General features: G+C 67.1%; 15 protein-coding genes. 8 read left to right on the top strand and 7 right to left on the bottom strand.

What is annotated here, in order from left to right; all coding sequences use genetic code 11:
* The first annotated feature begins 168 nt into the window (after nt 1–168).
* Nucleotides 169–1,275: a UDP-glucose 4-epimerase GalE gene (gene galE / locus INQ42_RS08285; protein ID WP_194033860.1), complete on the top strand. Its 1,107-nt coding sequence runs from the start codon at nt 169–171 to the stop codon at nt 1,273–1,275.
* A gap of 51 nt (nt 1,276–1,326) precedes the next feature.
* Here the strand turns inward: galE and INQ42_RS08280 are convergent, their stop codons facing one another.
* Together INQ42_RS08280 and thiD are read right to left on the bottom strand one after the other, a co-directional pair.
* Nucleotides 1,327–2,193, bottom strand: a complete 867-nt coding sequence (locus INQ42_RS08280) for an alpha/beta hydrolase family protein (protein ID WP_228062454.1) — start codon at nt 2,191–2,193, stop codon at nt 1,327–1,329.
* Nucleotides 2,194–2,195: 2 nt separating this feature from the next.
* On the bottom strand, nt 2,196–3,020 hold the full coding sequence (gene thiD / locus INQ42_RS08275) for a bifunctional hydroxymethylpyrimidine kinase/phosphomethylpyrimidine kinase (protein WP_194033859.1): 825 nt from the start codon (nt 3,018–3,020) through the stop codon (nt 2,196–2,198).
* A gap of 136 nt (nt 3,021–3,156) precedes the next feature.
* On the opposite strand from thiD, the gene INQ42_RS08270 reads away from it, so the two are divergent.
* Entirely contained in the window at nt 3,157–4,842 is a 1,686-nt protein-coding gene (locus INQ42_RS08270) for a SulP family inorganic anion transporter (protein ID WP_194033858.1), read from the top strand.
* Here the strand turns inward: INQ42_RS08270 and INQ42_RS08265 are convergent.
* From INQ42_RS08265 to INQ42_RS08255, 3 genes are read right to left on the bottom strand one after another with little or no spacing between them, the layout of a single operon-like run.
* Nucleotides 4,821–6,218 carry a PhoH family protein gene (locus INQ42_RS08265; RefSeq protein ID WP_194033857.1) on the bottom strand — a complete coding sequence of 466 codons (1,398 nt, stop codon included), beginning with the start codon at nt 6,216–6,218 and terminating at the stop codon, nt 4,821–4,823. The genes INQ42_RS08270 and INQ42_RS08265 overlap by 22 nt on opposite strands.
* 49 nt (nt 6,219–6,267) lie before the next feature.
* Nucleotides 6,268–6,741 (bottom strand): peroxiredoxin, encoded by a 474-nt coding sequence (locus INQ42_RS08260; protein ID WP_194033856.1) that lies wholly within the window; start codon nt 6,739–6,741, stop codon nt 6,268–6,270.
* 12 nt (nt 6,742–6,753) lie between these two features.
* Nucleotides 6,754–7,314, bottom strand: coding sequence for a glycine cleavage system protein R (locus INQ42_RS08255; protein WP_193983727.1), 561 nt, complete (start codon nt 7,312–7,314; stop codon nt 6,754–6,756).
* A 195-nt stretch (nt 7,315–7,509) separates the two neighbouring features.
* Here INQ42_RS08255 and dapA point away from each other — a divergent pair, with 195 nt between their 5' ends.
* On the top strand, nt 7,510–8,415 hold the full coding sequence (gene dapA, locus INQ42_RS08250; RefSeq protein ID WP_194033854.1) for a 4-hydroxy-tetrahydrodipicolinate synthase: 906 nt from the start codon (nt 7,510–7,512) through the stop codon (nt 8,413–8,415).
* 13 nt (nt 8,416–8,428) lie between these two features.
* Nucleotides 8,429–8,935: a hypothetical protein gene (locus INQ42_RS08245; RefSeq protein WP_194033853.1), complete on the top strand. Its 507-nt coding sequence runs from the start codon at nt 8,429–8,431 to the stop codon at nt 8,933–8,935.
* 19 nt (nt 8,936–8,954) lie between these two features.
* On the opposite strand, the gene xseA is transcribed toward INQ42_RS08245, so the two are convergent.
* Both xseA and INQ42_RS08235 read right to left on the bottom strand, forming a co-directional pair.
* Nucleotides 8,955–10,292: an exodeoxyribonuclease VII large subunit gene (gene xseA, locus INQ42_RS08240; RefSeq protein ID WP_194033852.1), complete on the bottom strand. Its 1,338-nt coding sequence runs from the start codon at nt 10,290–10,292 to the stop codon at nt 8,955–8,957.
* Between the two features lie 197 nt (nt 10,293–10,489).
* On the bottom strand, nt 10,490–12,637 hold the full coding sequence (locus INQ42_RS08235; protein ID WP_194033851.1) for a M13 family metallopeptidase: 2,148 nt from the start codon (nt 12,635–12,637) through the stop codon (nt 10,490–10,492).
* A gap of 405 nt (nt 12,638–13,042) precedes the next feature.
* Between INQ42_RS08235 and INQ42_RS08230 the strand changes: the two genes are divergently transcribed.
* From INQ42_RS08230 to INQ42_RS08215, 4 genes are all read left to right on the top strand, one after another.
* Nucleotides 13,043–14,383 carry a DEAD/DEAH box helicase gene (locus INQ42_RS08230; protein WP_194033850.1) on the top strand — a complete coding sequence of 447 codons (1,341 nt, stop codon included), beginning with the start codon at nt 13,043–13,045 and terminating at the stop codon, nt 14,381–14,383.
* Nucleotides 14,384–14,759: 376 nt separating this feature from the next.
* Nucleotides 14,760–15,878 (top strand): GNAT family N-acetyltransferase, encoded by a 1,119-nt coding sequence (locus INQ42_RS08225; protein WP_194033849.1) that lies wholly within the window; start codon nt 14,760–14,762, stop codon nt 15,876–15,878.
* Nucleotides 15,875–16,960, top strand: coding sequence for a hypothetical protein (locus INQ42_RS08220; RefSeq protein WP_194033848.1), 1,086 nt, complete (start codon nt 15,875–15,877; stop codon nt 16,958–16,960). The genes INQ42_RS08225 and INQ42_RS08220 overlap by 4 nt, the downstream gene beginning before the upstream one ends.
* Nucleotides 16,961–16,962: 2 nt before the next feature.
* On the top strand, nt 16,963–17,655 hold the full coding sequence (locus INQ42_RS08215; protein WP_194033847.1) for a hypothetical protein: 693 nt from the start codon (nt 16,963–16,965) through the stop codon (nt 17,653–17,655).
* Nucleotides 17,656–17,662: the final 7 nt, after the last annotated feature.

Genomic DNA, 17,662 nt, shown 5'->3' with positions numbered 1-17,662 from the left:
TAAAGTCCCCGTTATCCAGCAACAACGCCAATCACGCGCCGGGCAGGTCATCACGGCGCGGCGGCCACCGATCGGGGAGTCATGGCAGGAGAAACGGCACGTGCGTAGCCGCTATTTGCACGAAGCTGCGTTGATCCGGATACCTGTCACTGATTCCAGGAAGTCCCGATGCGGATCCTTGTCTGCGGCGGCGCCGGCTACATCGGAAGCCACACCTGCGCGGTACTCGCCGGACGCGGCCACGAGCTGATGATTGCCGACAGCTTCGTCAACAGCTCGCCCGTCGTGCTGGAACGCCTGGGCGGGATCCTCGGCAGCATTCCGCCGTCCCGACAGGTGGACCTGCGCGATCCCCATGCCGTCGCCAGCCTGTTCGCCGGCCAGCGTTTCGACGCCGTGGTCCACTTCGCCGCGCTCAAGGCCGTGGGCGAGTCGTGCGCGCGGCCATTGGCGTACTTCGACAACAACATCTGCGGGACCATCCATCTGCTGCAAGAAATGCGCGAGGCCGGAGTGGGCCGCCTGGTGTTCAGCTCATCGGCGACGGTCTACGGCGACCCCGACGCCGTGCCTGTCCGCGAGGATGCGCCGCTGCGGGTGACCAACCCGTACGGCCGCAGCAAGCTGGTGATGGAACAGCTGATCGAGGACCTGTGCCAGCACGATCCAGGCTTCCGCGCGATCAACCTGCGCTACTTCAACCCGGCAGGGGCGCATCCCTCCGGACGCATCGGCGAGGACCCCGGTGCTGAGCCGAACAACCTGATGCCCTATATCTCCCAGGTGGCGATCGGCCGGCGCAAGCAATTGGCCGTCTACGGCGGCGACTGGCCGACCATCGATGGCACCGGGGTACGCGATTACATTCACGTCATGGACCTCGCCCGCGCCCACGCCGACGCGCTGGAGTTCATGCTGCGCGAGGACCGCAGCGCCACCATCAATCTGGGAACCGGATGCGGCATCAGCGTGCTCGAGCTGATCAGGGAATTTGAGCGTGCGTCGGGTCGGCAAGTGCCCTACCGGATCGTCGACCGGCGGGTCGGCGACGTCGCGGAGGTCTATGCCGACCCGGGTCTCGCGCTGGAGTTGCTGGGCTGGCGGGCCGAGCTCGGGGTGGACGCCATGTGCGCGGACGCATGGCGCTGGCAGCGGATGAATCCGCACGGGTACGCCGTTCCGGAGGTGGTGGCTGCCGCCGAAGAAGCGATGCCTTCAGTTAGACAGGTTGCGGAGGCCCGTCCGCTGGCGGAGGCGGCGATATCGTTGCCATGATCCCCGGGCGATGTCACGACGCCGCTCGGCCATGGCGGTTGCTGTGGCAGCTCAGCCCAGCAACGCCGCCGCCACGGCGCCCGGTCGCTTCATCCATTTGAAGTGGTCGGCATCGATGTCCAGTGCAGCATCGTCAAGCGTGGTCACCGAGATCTCAGCCTGCGGCATTTTGCCGAGCAGGAAATTCAACGAGCTTTCCGGGGCGTACCAGTCATCGGCCAGCACCACGCCGTGGATCGCAGGCGTCGCCGTGGCGAGTGCTTGCTCAAGGTCGGCGTCCAGTCCCGCCGCCGCGTAGCGCCCGCTCGTTGCGGTGCGCGCCCAATCGGTGATCAGCCCGCGCGCCTCGCGGCCACCGAAACCGATCCGTCGGCCCGGAAGGTGGCCGTGGATACGCGCCACCCAAGGCAGGACACGATAGGCGATCAGCAGCCACCAGCGCATGGGCGACGGGAATGCGCGCCACCAGGGGGCGCCGCTGCCGACCAGCCAGATCTCCGCAGCGGCCTCGGGGTGCAAGGCCGCCCGGCAACACGCCAGCTGCCCGCCCAGGCTGTGTCCGCCCATGATCCGCGGCAACCCAGGTCCAGTGATCCTGGAGATAGCCGCTTCGCTGCCGGGCAGGTCGAGTTCCAGCAGCTCCCGATAGCCCCAGTTGCAGTTTCGACCGGCGCGCAGCTTGCTGCTGCCGTGCCCGCGCCACTCGTGCAGGAACACCGCCACGCCACGCGCCGCGAGCGCCTGCGCAAGCGGGAGGTAATGCCGCGCCGCAGTGCCGAGCGCAGGCAACCACAACAGCCGGGCGGTAGGGTTCTCGGGGATTACCGCCTGCAGCTCCCAGCGGTGACCGTCCGCTGCGACGGCCTCCAACTGCTGCACATGCAATGCGCCTGCACGCGGTGCCTGGTTCGCCGGCAAGATCAGCGCACCGCGCCGGATGCCCCGGCCCCGAAGTGGTCCAGCACCACCACGTCGGCCTGGCCCGGACGGTAGCCACCCAACAGTGCACGGTGGACGTAATCGGAAGCGACGCGGCAAGCCGTCGACAGATCCGCGCCCAGCGCCAGGTTGGCGGCAATGGCCGAGGCAAGGGTGCAACCGGTGCCATGCGCTTCAAGCGCCAGGCGCGGGTGCCGGATCGCCTCGATCGGCGCATTCCGGGACGTGGCCAGCAGGTCGATGACGTCCCCGCCGTCATCCAGATGGCCGCCCTTCAACAGTACCGCGCGTGCACCAGCCGCGAGCAGACCGTGGCAGGCCTCCCGCATCGCCGGCGCGGTCGTCACCGCATGCCCGAGCAGCAGCTCCGCCTCGGGCAGGTTCGGGGTGACCAGGGTGGCCATCGGCATCAGGCGCTCGCGCAGTGCCGCCAAAGCGGCGGGTTCCAGCAAGCGCGCGCCCGAGGTTGCGACCATCACCGGGTCAAGCACCACGTGCGCAGGGCGGTGGACCTCCAGCGCGTCGGCGACGGCGAGGATGACCTCGGCGCTGGCCAGCATGCCCAGCTTCACCGCGCCGATCCGGAAGTCGTCGAAACAGGCATCGATCTGCGCGCGCAGGAAGCCGGTGTCGGGCAGGTGCACCGCCGTCACCCCGCGGGTGTGCTGCGCGGTCAGCGCGGCGATCGCGCTCAGTCCGTGTACGCGGTAGGCGGCGAACGTCTTCAGGTCGGCCTGGATGCCTGCGCCGCCACCGGAATCGGAGCCGGCGATGGTCAGGGCGCACACCACCTGGGAGGAGTTCATGGAGGTCGTCATGGCTGCGGAAGGGCAGGCGACGATACCATCAGGTGAAAAAGCCCTGGCGTAGAATCCATGGCGGGTTCGATGCGCGGGATGTGACTGTCTTGATGGGAAAGGATTTCTTCTGGATGCCGCCAGCATGATTGCGCTGATCGAGGGGTATCGCGCCGGACTGTTCAAGCGCGCCCACTGGCTGCCCAACATCGTCGCCGGAATCATCGTCGGCATCGTTGCCCTGCCGCTGGCGATGGCCTTCGCGATCGCATCGGGCGTCAAGCCCGAGCAGGGGCTGTACACCGCGATCATCGCCGGCCTGCTGGTGTCGATCTTCGGCGGTACCCGGATCCAGATCGCCGGTCCGACCGGCGCCTTCATCGTCATCCTCGCCGGCGTGGTCGCCAAGTTCGGCGTGGAAGGGCTGCTGGTGGCGACGCTGATGGCGGGCGTGATCCTGGTGCTGATGGGCCTGGCCCGGTTGGGCTCGGTAATCCGCTACATCTCCGATCCGGTGATCGTGGGCTTCACCGCCGGCATCGCGGTGATCATCTGGGTCGGACAGTGGCAGTACTTCTTCGGCCTGCCTGGGCCGGCCGGTGATGCGTTCTACCAGAAGACCTTCGCGCTGCTGCAGTCCTTTGCGCAGTTGCATTGGCCGACCACGCTGATCGGGCTCGGGAGCCTGGCCCTGGTGCTTCTGGGGCCGCGGATACCGGGCCTGACCAAGGTGCCCGGGCCGCTGCTGGCGATGATCATCGCGACGGTGCTGACGACCGCGTTCGCCATGCCCGGTGTCGCCACCATCGAGTCGGCCTACGGGGCCATCCCGCGCACGCTGCCAAGCTTCCACTGGCCGGACATGAGCTTCGACCAGATCACCATGCTGCTGCCGGCCGCCTTCACCATTGCCATGCTGGGGGCGATCGAGTCACTGCTGTCGGCGGTCGTCGCGGACGGCATGGCGGGAACCCGCCACAACTCCAACCAGGAACTGATCGGGCAGGGCGTTGCCAACATCGTCTCGCCCCTGTTCGGCGGCATCGCGGCGACCGGAGCGCTGGCCCGCACGGCCACCAACTTCCGCAACGGCGCGACCAGTCCGCTGGCCGGAATCGTCCACTCCATCACCCTGCTGCTGGTGCTGCTGGTGATTGCGCCGTACGCGGGCAAGGTTCCGCTGGCGGCGCTGGCGGCGATCCTGTTCGTGGTCGCCTGGAACATGAGCGAGGCGGGGCGCTTTGTACGCATGGTGCGCCGTGCGCCGCGCGCGGACATGGTCATCCTGCTGATCACCTTCACCCTGACCATCTTTACCGACCTGGTGGTGGCGGTGAACATCGGCGTGATCCTGGCCATGTTCCAGTTCGTGCGCCGCATGTCCTCGTCCGTCGAAGTGCTGGAGGAGGACCCGCATTCGCTGCGCGCGGAACTGGCGCGGCTTGGGGTCGAGCACCTGCCACCTGCGGTGATGGTCTACTCGATCAACGGGCCGTTCTTTTTCGGCTCGGTGGAATCGCTGGATCGCGCGCTTTCGTGGAGCCGCGATGCGCCCGAGTTCCTGGTCCTGCGGCTGGACCGGGTGCCGTTACTGGATGCGACCGGTTTGAAGCGGCTGGATACGACGATCCGGGCGCAGGCGAAAAAGGGCGTGCGCATCCTGCTCTGCGGCGCCAGCCTGCGCGTGCTGCGCAAGCTGGTGCGTGCCGGGATCGTCAGTCGCGCCGACCCGGCCAGTTACTTTGCCGACCTGGGTGAAGCGCTCGCCTACGTGGAGCGCGAGCGCGCCGAAAAGGCAGCACTGCAGCCTCAGAGCACCTCTGAGGCGTAGTCGGCCAGGCGCGAGCGCTCGCCACGGCGCAGGGTCACGTGCGCACTGTGCGGCCAGTCCTTGAACCGGTCGACCGCGTAGGTCAGCCCGGACGTGGTCTCGGTGAGGTAGGGCGTGTCGATCTGCTCGACGTTGCCCAGGCAGATGATCTTGGTGCCGGGGCCGGCGCGGGTGACCAGCGTCTTCATCTGCTTGGGCGTGAGGTTCTGCGCTTCGTCAAGGATCAGCCAGCGGGTCAGGAACGTGCGTCCGCGCATGAAGTTCAGCGCGCGGATCTTGATCCGGCTCGCCAGCAGGTCGTTGGTGGCCGCGCGGCCCCAGCTGCCGCCGGACTGGTTGTGGGTCAGCACTTCCAGGTTGTCGGTGAGCGCGCCCATCCACGGCGTCATCTTCTCCTCCTCGGTGCCGGGCAGGAAGCCGATGTCCTCGCCGACGCTGACCGTGGCGCGGGTCATGATGATCTCGCGGTAGCGCTGCTGGTCCATGGTCTGGGCCAGGCCCGCGGCTAACGCGAGCAGCGTCTTGCCGGTGCCGGCGGTGCCCAGCAGGGTGACGAAGTCGATCTCCGGGTCCATCAGCGCGTTGAGGGCGAAGTTCTGCTCACGGTTGCGCGCGGTGATGCCCCAGACGGCGTGCTGGACATGGCGGTAGTCATCGACGATCTGCAGGATGACGCTGTCGGCGCCGACCGAGGTCACCCTCAGCTCGGTCTCGTCATCGCCGGGCAGGTACAGGAACTGGTTGGGGTACCAGCTGTCGCCCTCGATCCGGTTGATCTCGTAGTAGGTATGTCCGCGATCCGTCCATGAGCGCAGGTCCTTGCCATGGCGCCGCCAGAAATCCGCGGGCAGCTCGGTGGCGCCGGTGTACAGCAGGCTGAAATCGTCGAGCGCGCGGTCGTTCTCGTAGTCTTCCGAGACGATGCCGGCAATCGCCGACTTGATCCGCAGGTTGATGTCCTTGGACACGAACACCACGTTGGCGTTCGGTTCGGCTTCCTGCAGGGCGAGGATCGCGCCGAGGATGGCATTGTCGGGAACCACGGCGCCAAAGCGCTTGCCGGCATCGAAGTTGTCGGTCTGGAAACGCAGGCAACCGCCGCTGGTCTGGCCGCGCAGCTGCAGGCCGCCGGGCGGAGTGAGCGGAATGCCGGTGGCGATCTTTTCGGTGCCTGCCGCCTCGACCAGTTCGTTGAGGAAACGGCTGACCTGGCGGGCGTTGCGGCTGGCGTCGGTGGTGCCCTTCTTGCCTGCGTCCAGCTCCTCGATCACCTGCATTGGCAGGTAGACGTCGTGCTCCTGGAACTTGTACAGCGCGGTCGGGTCGTGCATCAGCACGTTGGTGTCCAGCACATAGATCCGCTTGCTTCCGGTCATCGAAAACTCCGCAGCGCGTTAAAGGGGTTCGCGTGGCGCGCCGTCAGGATCAGGCGCCGGCATGCGCTAGCAGTACATCCAGCACGGCCTGTGCGTGGCCGGGCACCTTCACTGGTTGCCAGACGTGCGCGATGGCGCCGTCAGGATCGATCAGGTAGGTGCTGCGCACGATGCCCATCACCTTGCGGCCGTACATGGTCTTCTCGCGGATGACGCCGAAGGCGTTGCACAGGGACTCGTCGGCATCACTGACCAGCTCGAAGCCCAGTTCCTGCTTGGCGATGAAGTTCTGGTGGGTTTTCACCGAGTCGCGCGAGACGCCCAGGATGCGCGCGCCGGCCGCCTCGAACTGCGGCAGCAGCGCCGTGAAGTCACGGCTCTCGGTGGTGCAGCCCGGCGTGTGGTCCTTGGGGTAGAAGTACAGCACCAGCCACTGGCCACGGTAGTCGGCGAGGGTGGTGGTTTCGCCGCTGGACAGGGCCAGCGGAAGATCGGCGGGAACAGCGTCACCGGTTTCGAGCATCAACGGGTCTCCTCAGAACTTCATCGGGTCCAGGATCGCATCCAGGTTGAGGTGGTCGCAGAACTCCAGGAAGTCATCGCGCAGCGCGGCGATATGCATGCTGGCCGGCACCCCGATGGTGATCTGCGCGGAGAACATGTCCGCGCCGGTTTGCATCGCCCGGTAGCGGGTGCAGTGCAGGCTTTCGATGCTGATGCCCTGGCGGTCGAAGAAATCGGCCAGCTGGAAGGTGATGCCCGGCTTGTCGGCCGCCACCACCTCGACGATGTAGGGCAGCAGGTCGGACTGGGCCTCTTTCTCGCCGGTGCGGTACCAGATCAGCTTGATGCTGTCCTCGCGCTCCAGCCGGGTCAGCATGGCCTCCAGCTTGGCGATCGCGTCCCAGGAGCCCATCGCCAGCGCCGTAACCGAGACATCGCGGCCGACCGTGGACAGGCGGGCATCGACGAGGTTGCAGCCGCTTTCAGTGATCCGCCGCGAGACCGGCAACAAGGGAGAGTCCGGATGCGTCGAATAGGCGTTGATCAGGAGGTGGTTTTCATTCGGCGACGGCCGCGGAGTTGGATCGGTCAAGGCTTCGCCTGCAAATGTGGGGACTGGCTCCGATCCGGTGTGCAAGCGCACAGCCCCCGGAGCTGAACCGCGTTCCGCGAGCGGAGCGGGGCTGCAGGCAGCATACTTGCCCGTGCTTTCGCGCCGCAAGTAACATCGGCACGTCATCCGCGCCATCGCCCACGCCCCAGCACTCCACCGTTCAAGGCCCCCGACTTGCGACTTTCCGGCAGCATCACCGCACTGGCAACCCCATTCGACGTCGACGGCGAGCTGGACCTGGATGCGTGGGTCCGCTTCATCGACCTGCAACTGGAGGGCGGTACCGAGGCGATGGTGGTCGCCGGTTCGACCGGCGAGGCGGCGGCGCTGTTTGATTCCGAGTTCGACGTGCTGCTGCGCATGGCGGTCGAGCGCGTCGGTGGGCGGGTGCCGGTGATCGTCGGAACGGGCCAGTCCGCCACCGCCAGGACCATCGAGCAGACGCGCCGTGCCGCGGCGCTGGGCGCCGATGCGGCGCTGGTGGTCACCCCTGCGTATGTGCGCCCCACCCAGCCGGGCCTGGTCGCGCATTACCGCGCGATCGCCGACGACGGCGCGTTGCCGATCCTGCTCTACAACGTCCCCGGCCGCACCGGCGTGGACATGTTGCCCGCCACGGTCGCCCAGCTTGCCGGGCACCCGCGGATCGTCGGAATAAAGGAAGCGTGCAGCGAGCCACAGCGGATGCAGGAGTTGCTGGCGTTGCGGGCCGACGATTTCGCCGTGCTCACCGGTGATGACGCGACAGCCTGCCGGGCGATACTCGCCGGCGCCGACGGCGTGATCTCGGTCGCGTCCAATGTCCTTCCGCGCTCATTCCGGCGCCTGTGCGAACTCGCCCGCAATGGCAAAGGGGCAGCTGCGACGGGCTGGAGCGAGCGCATGGCGGACATTTATGCTTTCCTCTGCGTCGAATCCAATCCGATTCCGGTGAAGGCGCTGCTCGCGCGCCAGCAGATCGGCGCCGGCCTGCGCCTGCCCTTGCTGCCGCTGTCCGCAGCCCACCATGATGCGGCCGTTGCGGTTGCCGCCGCGATCCGTGAACTTGAACTTGCCTGTGACGCTCACGTCGCTGGCTGACCTGGAGATTCCCATGCGTTCCACCGTTCCGATGTCCCGCGCCGCGATTGCCGGCGTTCTCCTTGTTGGTCTGGTCGCGATGTCGGGCTGCAGCTGGATGCGCAAGGACAATTCGCTCTACACCGCGCAGACGCGTCCACTGGAGGTGCCGCCGGATCTCGTCCTGGCGGGCGAGAGCGCGACCGGCGCGGCGCCAGCGGGCCCGGTCACCGCGTCGGAGACGGTGAGTAGCGCCAGGTCCGCATCCAGTGCCGGCTTCAGCATGAGCGAGGATCGCGACACCGCCTTTGATCGAATCGACAAGGCCCTGGCCGCCGTTGGCGGTGTCACCATCGAAAACCGCGCAAAAACCCTGGGTGTGTTCGACCTTAGCTACCAGGGTGCGAACTTCCTCGTCCGGGTCAACAGCGCTGCCGCCGGTTCGACGGTCTCCACCCTCAATCCGCGCGCCACACCGGCCAGCGAAGCATCGGCCGCACAACTCCTGGCGGCGTTGAAGACGGCGGTCGGCGGACAGTAACCGCCGCCTGACCCAGAATTCAGCGGCGCTCCACGCGCACCTGCAGCTGGCCATCGCCGAGCTGCAGCTGGAGTCCGTCCCCGGGAGCCGCATCCAGGACGCTGCGTACAACGCGTCCGTCCTCATGGCGGACGATGGCGTAGCCGCGGGCCACCGTCGCCAGCGGGCTGACGGCTTCCAGCGACCGGGCCAGTCCCCGCAGTGCGAGTGCGTCGTTGGCCATGCGCCGCGCCATCGCCGCCTGCGGACGTGTGGAGAGTGCTGCCAGACGCTCGCGCAGTTGCTGGATCCGTCGTTGCGGATGGTGCATGCGCAGGACCGCTTCGGCATGCCTCAGGCGCACACGTGCGTCGACCAGACGGCGGCGCAAGACGTCGTCCAGTCGCCGAATCGCCTCGAGCTGGCGCCTGTGCAACAGGTCGAGCCGGGCCCGCGGCCGCATCGCGTTCAGACGCAGCGCGGCGCGGTCGGTCCGCTGCATCGCATGGCGCAGGTGCAGCGACTGGAGGCTGCCCAGCCGCGCTTCCAGTGCCTGCAGATGGCGGGTGACGTCCTCGCGTGAGGGCACCAGCAGCTCGGCCGCGACCGAGGGTGTCGGCGCGCGCACGTCGGCGACGAAATCGGACAGGCTGAAGTCGGTTTCATGGCCGACCGCGGAGACCACCGGCACCGCGCATGCGGCGATCGCTCGCGCCAGTTGCTCGTCATTGAACGCCCACAGGTCCTCCAGTGAGCCACCGCCGCGCGCGAGCACGAGGATGTCGTAGCGACCCGAGGCGGCCGCGCGCTGCAGCATTGCGGTTATCTGCCCGGCAGCCGCATTGCCCTGCACCTGCACCGGCAGCACCTCGGCCTGGACCAGCGGGAAGCGGCGCGCCAGCACACTCACCACGTCGCGGACCGCCGCGCCGCTGGGCGAGGTGATGATGCCGATCCGCGCGGGGTAGGGCGGCAGGGCGCGCTTGCGCGCCTGCTCGAACAGGCCTTCGGCCTGCAGGCGGGCCTTGAGTTCTTCGAACGCCCTCCGCAGCGCGCCTTCACCGGCCTCCTCCATGTGGTCCAGGACCATCTGGTATTCGCCGCGAGCCTCGTACAGCGTCAGTCGCCCGCGCGCGAGCACCTTCATGCCCTCACGGGGGATGAACTTCAGCCACGTGCTCTTGGGCTTGAACATCGCGCAACGCACCTGCGCGCGCGAGTCCTTCAGCGTGAAGTACAGGTGCCCCGACGACGGGCGGGCCACATTGCCCAGCTCCGCCTCGATCCATACCAACGGAAATGCGCCCTCCAGCAGGTCGCGCGCCAGGGTGTTGAGCTGGCTGGGCGTGAGGACGTGGTCGGGTGCGGTGGCGATCATGGCAAGCGGGCAAGGCGGCCGACCACGGTAGCGCAGCCGGGTGGGGCGGTCATCTCCCGCAGCAGCTGGGGGGAGGTCGATCCGGTGCCGCGCGATCGCCAGCGCCCCGACAGAGTGCAAAAAAGGCCCGGATACGATTCCGGGCCTTTTGGGGCCTGAGCGCAGCCCGTCAATGCGTCAGCAGGATCTGAAGGCGACTACCAGATCACCACCTGCTGGTCCTTGGCGCGGACCATCGGCTGGCCCGGCTTGCACTCGAACGCCGCCGCGAACTGCGGCATGTTCGACGGCGCACCGATCGCGCGGAAGTTCGCCGGCGCGTGCGGGTCGGTGGCCAGGCGGACCTTGAGCTCGTCGTCGGTGAAGTTGCGGCGCCACACGGTTGCCCAGTTGGCGAAGAAGCGCTGGTCGCGCGTCATCCCGTCGGTCATCGGGTCGTCCTTGCCCTCGGTGGCCTTCTTCATCGCGTCGTAGGCGACGGCCAGGCCGCCCAGGTCGGCGATGTTCTCGCCCAGGGTCAGCTTGCCGTTGACGTGCTTGCCCGGCATGGCCTCATAGCCGTCGAACTGGGCGATCAGCTTGTCCGTGCGGCCCTGGAAGCCCTTGCTGTCGGCGGGCGTCCACCAGTCCTCCATGTTGCCGGTCGGTCCGAAGCGGCTGCCCTGGTCGTCATAGCCGTGGATCATCTCGTGGCCGATCACCGCGCCGATGCCGCCGTAGTTCATCTCGTCGGTGGCGTTGGGATCAAAGAAGGGCGGCTGCAGGATCGCGGCCGGGAACACGATCTCGTTGGCCAGCGGGTTGTAGTAGGCGTTCACCGTTTGCGGGCTCATGCCCCATTCGGTCTTGTCCACGGGCTTGCCGATCTTGGACAGGTTCCACTTGTAGTTGAACTCGTTGGCCGCCATGACGTTTTCGATGTAGCTGTCGCGGCTGGTGTTCAGGCCGCTCCAGTCACGCCACTTCTCGGGGAAGCCGATCTTCGGGGTGAAGCTCGCCCACTTTTCCATCGCCTTGGCTTTGGTCTCGTCGCTCATCCAGTCCAGCCCTTCCAGGTGGACCTTCAGCGCGTCGCTGAGGTTGCCCACCAGGCGCTCCATCTGCGCCTTGGACTCTTCCGGGAACGCCACCTTCACGTAGAGCTGGCCCAGCGCCTCGCCGGTCTCGTTCTCGATGGTATCGAGCACGCGCTTGGCGCGCTCCTTCATCTCGGCCTGGCCGCGCATGGCCTTGCTGTAGAAGTTGAAATTCTCCTGCACGAACGCGTCGGACAGGTAGGGCGACGCGCCGTCCACGGTGTGGAAGCGCAGGTAGGCCTGCCACTGGTCGGCCGGCACGTCGGCCAGCATCTTGCTGACTTCCTCATGGAACGCCGGAATGGCCAGGGAGAACATCTTCGGTGTCGCCACGCCCTGCGACTCGAAGAACGTCGTCCACGGGAAATTGGGCGTCAGCTTGTCGGCGTCCGCCGGTGACATCGGGTTGTAGAACAGCGAGACGTCGCGCGACATCTCCTCGCTGGACTTGGATGCCTTGGCCAGGCGCGTCTCGAAGGCGACCACCTGCTTGGCCTGCTCCGCGGCCTGGGCGGCATCGGTGCCCGACAGCTCGAGCACCTTGGCGACGTGGGCCTGGTAGGCGGCAAGCTTGTCGGCCTTGTCGGCGTCGACGTAATAGGTCTTGTCCGGCAGGCCGAGGCCACCCTGCGCGGCGTAGGCGATGTTCATGTCGGAGGCCTTGAAGTCGGCCTCGGCGCCAAAGCCGAACAGGAAGTTCTCACCTTCCGCCGCGCTGGTGCGCAGGTAGTCGGCGATCTTCTGCTGGTCATCCAGGGCGGCGATGGCATCCAGGCGCGACTGGATCGGCTTGATGCCCTGGGCGTTGATCTTCTCCTCGTCCATGCCGGTGGCCCAGAAGTTGCCGACGATCGCTTCCACGCCGGTCGCGTTCGTGTCGGCCGCGGCCTGCTCGGCGAGCTGGCGCTGGGCGGCAATGGAGCGCTCTGACAGCATCTCGAACGCGCCCCAGCTGGTGCGGTCGCCAGGAATCGGGTTGGCCGCCAGCCAGGTGCCGTTGACGTAGCTGCCAAAATCGACGCACGCGTCCTGGGACTTGTCGAGATCGGAGATCTGGAAACGGTTGACGGGTGGAAGCGCGCTCTCGTCCAGCGTCAATGTCGCGACGGCGGGTGCATCGGTGGCGCTGGTCGCGGCGCGGTCCGCGTCCTGCGCGGCGTCCTTGGAGCAGGCGGACACCGCGGTCGCGATGGCGAGGCTCAACAAAAGCACGCGGGGTTTGAAGGCGTTCGATCTGGTCTGGCTCACGTAAGGCTCCGGCGTTGGCATTGGAAAGGGCGGCCCCGAGAACAGTGCGTCGAAGCCGATCAGTGTGGACAGTAGACCCAACGCGCATCGCGGAGGCGTGTCAGAGGTCATGGGACGCGTATCTGAACGAGGACTTGGGCACAGTGGCGCGATCGGGATGCATCACGTAAGATTCGCCTGTTCAGCGCACGGCTGCCTGCCCGCAAGGGTCACGTTTCCCAGGTATGCCCTCGCACGGGTTGGCCAATCGGCCAAGACCCCCCGCCCAAAGGCGTGGTCCGGTGCGAATATCCCGCACGTCTTTCGTCGCGCCGACACGGTCCGGAATATCCGGTGCCGTCACACCAATACTCGCAGCGCGGTTACAGGGAACGCTCCGGGTCTTTACCGCACCTCTGTGCGGTTCTCTATATTCGGAGCTACAACATGTCTTTTGAAAACCTCGGCCTTGCGCCTGCCTTGCTGCGCGCGCTCGCCGAACAGGGCTACACCAGCCCGACCCCGATCCAGGTCCAGGCCATTCCGTTGATCATGGCCGGCAACGACCTGCTCGGCGGCGCCCAGACCGGTACCGGCAAGACCGCCGCGTTTGGCCTGCCGCTGCTCAACCGCCTCTCCAAGCAGACCGGCCCGAACGGTTCGCGCAAGCCGCGCGCCCTGATCCTGGTGCCGACCCGCGAGTTGGCCGTGCAGGTCAACGACAGCCTGCGCAGCTATGCCAAGTACCTGCGGATGAATTTCTGCACGATCTTCGGTGGCGCCGGCATGGGCCCGCAGGTCGAGAACCTGCGCCGCGGCGTCGACGTGATCGTCGCCACGCCCGGCCGCCTGATCGACCACATCGAGCGCGGCACGGTGAAGCTCGACGAGATCGAAGTGCTGGTGCTGGATGAGGCCGACCGCATGCTCGACATGGGCTTCCTGCCGGCGATCAAGCGCATCCTGGGCCGCGTACCGGCCGAGCGCCAGACGCTGCTGTTCTCGGCGACGTTCGAATCCCAGCTCCGCCAGCTCGCGCTGCAGTTCATGCGCGACCCCAAGCAGGTCCAGGTCGCCACCAACAACGCGATCGCCAACACGATCACCCACCGTGCCCATCCGGTGGACAGCGGCCGCAAGCGCGACCTGCTGATCGACATCATCGCCAAGCGCCCCGGCGACCAGGTGCTGGTGTTTGGTCGCACCAAGCACGGCTGCAACCGTCTGGCCGAACAGCTCGAGGCCGCCGGCCTGCGCTCGGTTGCCATCCATGGCAACAAGAGCCAGGCGCAGCGCCAGAAAGCCCTGCGCGACTTCAAGGGCAACCGTGCCCGCGTGCTCGTGGCGACCGACGTGGCCGCCCGCGGCCTGGACATCCCCGACCTGCCGCTGGTGATCAACTTCGACCTGCCGATGGTGGCCGAGGACTACGTGCACCGGATCGGCCGTACCGGCCGCAACGGCTCCACCGGTGAGGCGCTGTCGCTGGTCTCCCACGACGAGGGTGGCCTCTTGCGCCAGATCCAGCACGTGCTGAAGAAGGACGTGGAGATGGTGGTCGTGCCGGGCTACGAGCCCAGCCGTCCGATCCGCCTGGACGTGGCGATTCCGAACCCGCGCAACAACGCCGGTGCCGGCCGTCCGCCGCGCAACAACAGCCCGCGCGCGGCCGCACGTCCGCACGCGGCAGCACCGCGGCATGCCCATGCAGGCGCGCCGCGCCAGCGTTCGGCGGGTCCAGGCGCCCGCGGCGGTCGTGGTTCGTTCCGCGACGGTTCCAGCGCCTGAGCCAAGCCGTTGAGCGGCGCATCGACCGGGTCATCCCGGTCGATGCGTCAGCCCGGATTTACCAAGCGACCCGCATAGCCTCCGGGTCGTTTGCTTTTTCCCGACCCGGCTTTTCGTCCCAACGATGTCAGCGCACGTTTGACCTCCGCGTTCCAGCGGCCCGGTCCTGGCGTCCGCCTTCCCGCGTTATCCGCGTTCATATCCCGTAGGAAGGTTCAAAGCGGCCTGTGGCGATCCTCGCCCGGATTCCGCTGGACCTGCTTCGCGCCGCAGGTAATGACATGGGTGTCAATGCAAACAGGGTTGATAGCCACCGTGGCGGCGTTGCGAGGATGTCGGCATTTCGCGTGCGATCGGTTGCTGCAGGTGCGCGCCCATGAGCGCGGTCTCGGCCACAGCGGTGAAGTGTCTGCCGGTAAAGACCCTCGATCCGGTGCTCGCCGCGGAGATCGACCGTCTGGCATTCAATGCGGTCGAGCCCAATCCGTTTTATGAGAGCTGGTATCTGCAGCTCACGCTCGAATTCCTGGACACCGAACCCTTGCTGCTGGCCCTGGTCCGCAGCGAGTCGGGGCAGTTGATCTGCGTGTTGCCGCTGACGCAGCGGGCGCGCTTCAAGCGGCTTCCCCTGCGCAACCTGCGCTCGTGGACGCACGACTACACGTTCCTGGCGGCGCCACTGGTCCACCGCGCCCACGTCGCGGAGGCCATCGAAGGCTTGTTGGCCTGGTGCGCCAGTCGGCAGGCGCCGAACGGCATCCTCGAACTGGTCAACATCCGCATGGACGGACCCGTCGCCGCAGCCCTGGAGGCGAGCGTCAGCGCACATCGCACCCAGTTGCTGGCGCGGCAGACACGCTGGACGCGCGCCGTGTACCGCCTGGACACGCCGGACGACCCCGAACACATGTCCGCCAAACAGCGCAGCACCTTGCGGCGCAAGGCGCGCCGTCTGGCCGATGAGGGCGCGGTTGCCTACCGCATGATGGAGCCCGGCGACGACCCGATGCCGTGGATCGAACGGTTCCTTGAAGTGGAGGCCAGTGGCTGGAAAGGACGCCAGGGAACGGCGATGGCGTCCAGCGATCGTGATTTCTTCGTCGCCGTCTGCTGTCAGGCCCATGCCCGCTCCCAGTTGCACATGCTCTCACTGGAGCTGGATGGCAAGCCGATCGCGATGAAATGCAACTTCCTCGCCGGCTGCCAGGCGTTCACCTTCAAGATTGCCTACGACGAGGCCTACGCGCGCTTCTCCCCGGGGATCCTGATCGAGCTGTTCCAGATGCGCCACCTGCGCGAGGTCCATCCCCAGCTCAAGGCGGTCGATTCGTGCACCGTGGCCGACAACACGATGTTCCCGGGCCTTTGGTCGGGTGAATGCGTGCTGGGCGACTTCGCGGTCCTGCGCAACACCGCGTTCCACCGAATACTGCTGGGCCAAGGGGCGCGGCTGATGCAGTTGGTCACGAGATTGCGCGCGGTCCCGGCGCCGTGAGCGCTTTGCTGCAAGCCGCTGTGCCAGGCGCGGAGACGCCCCTCTACGCGACCCAGCCGGGCGACGTCGTTCGCGACCGCGAGGAGGTCCTCGGGGTCTGGCAGGACCACTTCGGTCCGCGTGGCATCCAGGGGGCGAAGTTCGACCATTTCTACCGCGAAAACCGCTACGGTCCGCCGATCCTGCAGCTGTTGCGGCATCTGCCAACCGGAGCCCTGGTCGGTGTCATTGGTGCCGGCCCCCGGCCTTTCCTTTGCAGGGGCCGCGCCATCCGCGCCGGTGTGGTCGCCCACTTTGCGGTTGATGAGAAGCATCGCTCGCTGGGGCCCGCATTGATGCTGCAGGAGAGCCTGATCGACGCCGCGCGTGGGCGCTTCGACCTCCTGTACGGCTTGCCCAGGTCGAATGCCGTTGCTGTCAGCAAACGGGCCGGCTTCCATGTCATGGGGACACTCGTCCGGCACGCCAGGGTGCTGCGACACGGCGAGTATCTCCGGCGCCGGATGCCGGCCTTTCTCGCGTCCTCCTCGGGTTTGCTGATCGACTTCGGCAGGCGTCTGCGGACGGGGGCCGCCGACAGCCTGTTTTCGGAGCTCCAGTGGGAGTGGGTGAGCGCCAGCGATGAGCGTATGGACGCGCTCTGGCGCGAGGCTCTGCACACCGAGGCGCTGACGAGCGTGCGCGACCACGCGCTGCTGCGGTGGCGCTTCGATACGCCGCCGGCGGGTCGCGCGCACTACCTGCTGGTCTCCGGAAAGGACGGTCGGCTGCGGGCCTGGTTCGCCTGTGAGGTGAGCGAAGGGCAGGGCGGGCCACTGACGGTCATGGACTACTGGTCCACGGACGCGATGATCGGCATCGGTCGCCCGTTGATCCGCGCGTTGATCTCGGCTGCCGACCAACAGGGCTGCAGCGCGGTGCACCTGCTGCTGACCGCATCGGACCCGGCGATGGCCGGATGGCGGTCCGAGGGTTTCGTGCCGCGTAGCGAGCAGCCGCTGATTGGCCTGTGGCTCACCCCGCAGCGGATGCCCGAAGAGGACACCCAGTTGCATGTCACCATGCTCGACCAGGACGGCTGAGCGTGCAGACGTTCGTACGCAAGGTGGTACGCCAGGTCCGGATTGACGGCGTGTTCGGGGTGGCAGCCAAGGTCCCGTTGTGGCTGCGCGGCATCCGGGAGGCGAAGCTGGATCGCGAACTGGGTATCAATACCACCGGCCAGGTCGATGTCGCCGATTCGGCGGCCTCCGCGCCCGATTGCGCACACCTGAGCAATGCGGTCTTCTACGCGCCACTGGCGTTTCCCAAGTTCCACCGCCTGATCCGCGCCGCGCAGCCGTTCGATGCGGCCGGTTACACCTTCATCGATTACGGCGCCGGCAAGGGGCGTGCGCTGGTGCTTGCCGCGCGCCTTGGCTTTCCACGGATCGTGGGGATCGAGCTGTTTGCCTCGCTGCACGCCGATGGGCTGGCCAACATCACCGCTTTTGCCGCCCGCGACCCGCGAGCCGGTTCAATCGAGCTGCTGTGCATGGATGCCGCAGTGTATCGGCCACCGCCCGGTAATCTGTTCTGCTATTTCTACAACCCCTTCGATGCGGTGGTGATACGCAAGGTGCTCACCGCTTTGCAGGCCGCGCATGAAGCCGCGCCGCGGCGGATCATCGTTGCCTACTCCAACCCCGTCCACGCCGCGGTCTTTGACGGGGCCCGTTTCCTGCGCCTCCACCACCGTGAGGAAGGACTGAGGATCTACGCAAACGACGAATCCTGAGGCCCGC

Source organism: Lysobacter avium (assembly GCF_015209745.1).
In the GTDB taxonomy this organism is placed as follows: Bacteria; Pseudomonadota; Gammaproteobacteria; order Xanthomonadales; family Xanthomonadaceae; genus Novilysobacter; species Novilysobacter avium.
Note: the sequence above shows the minus strand (reverse complement) of the source record. Positions and strands in the feature narration are given on the sequence as shown.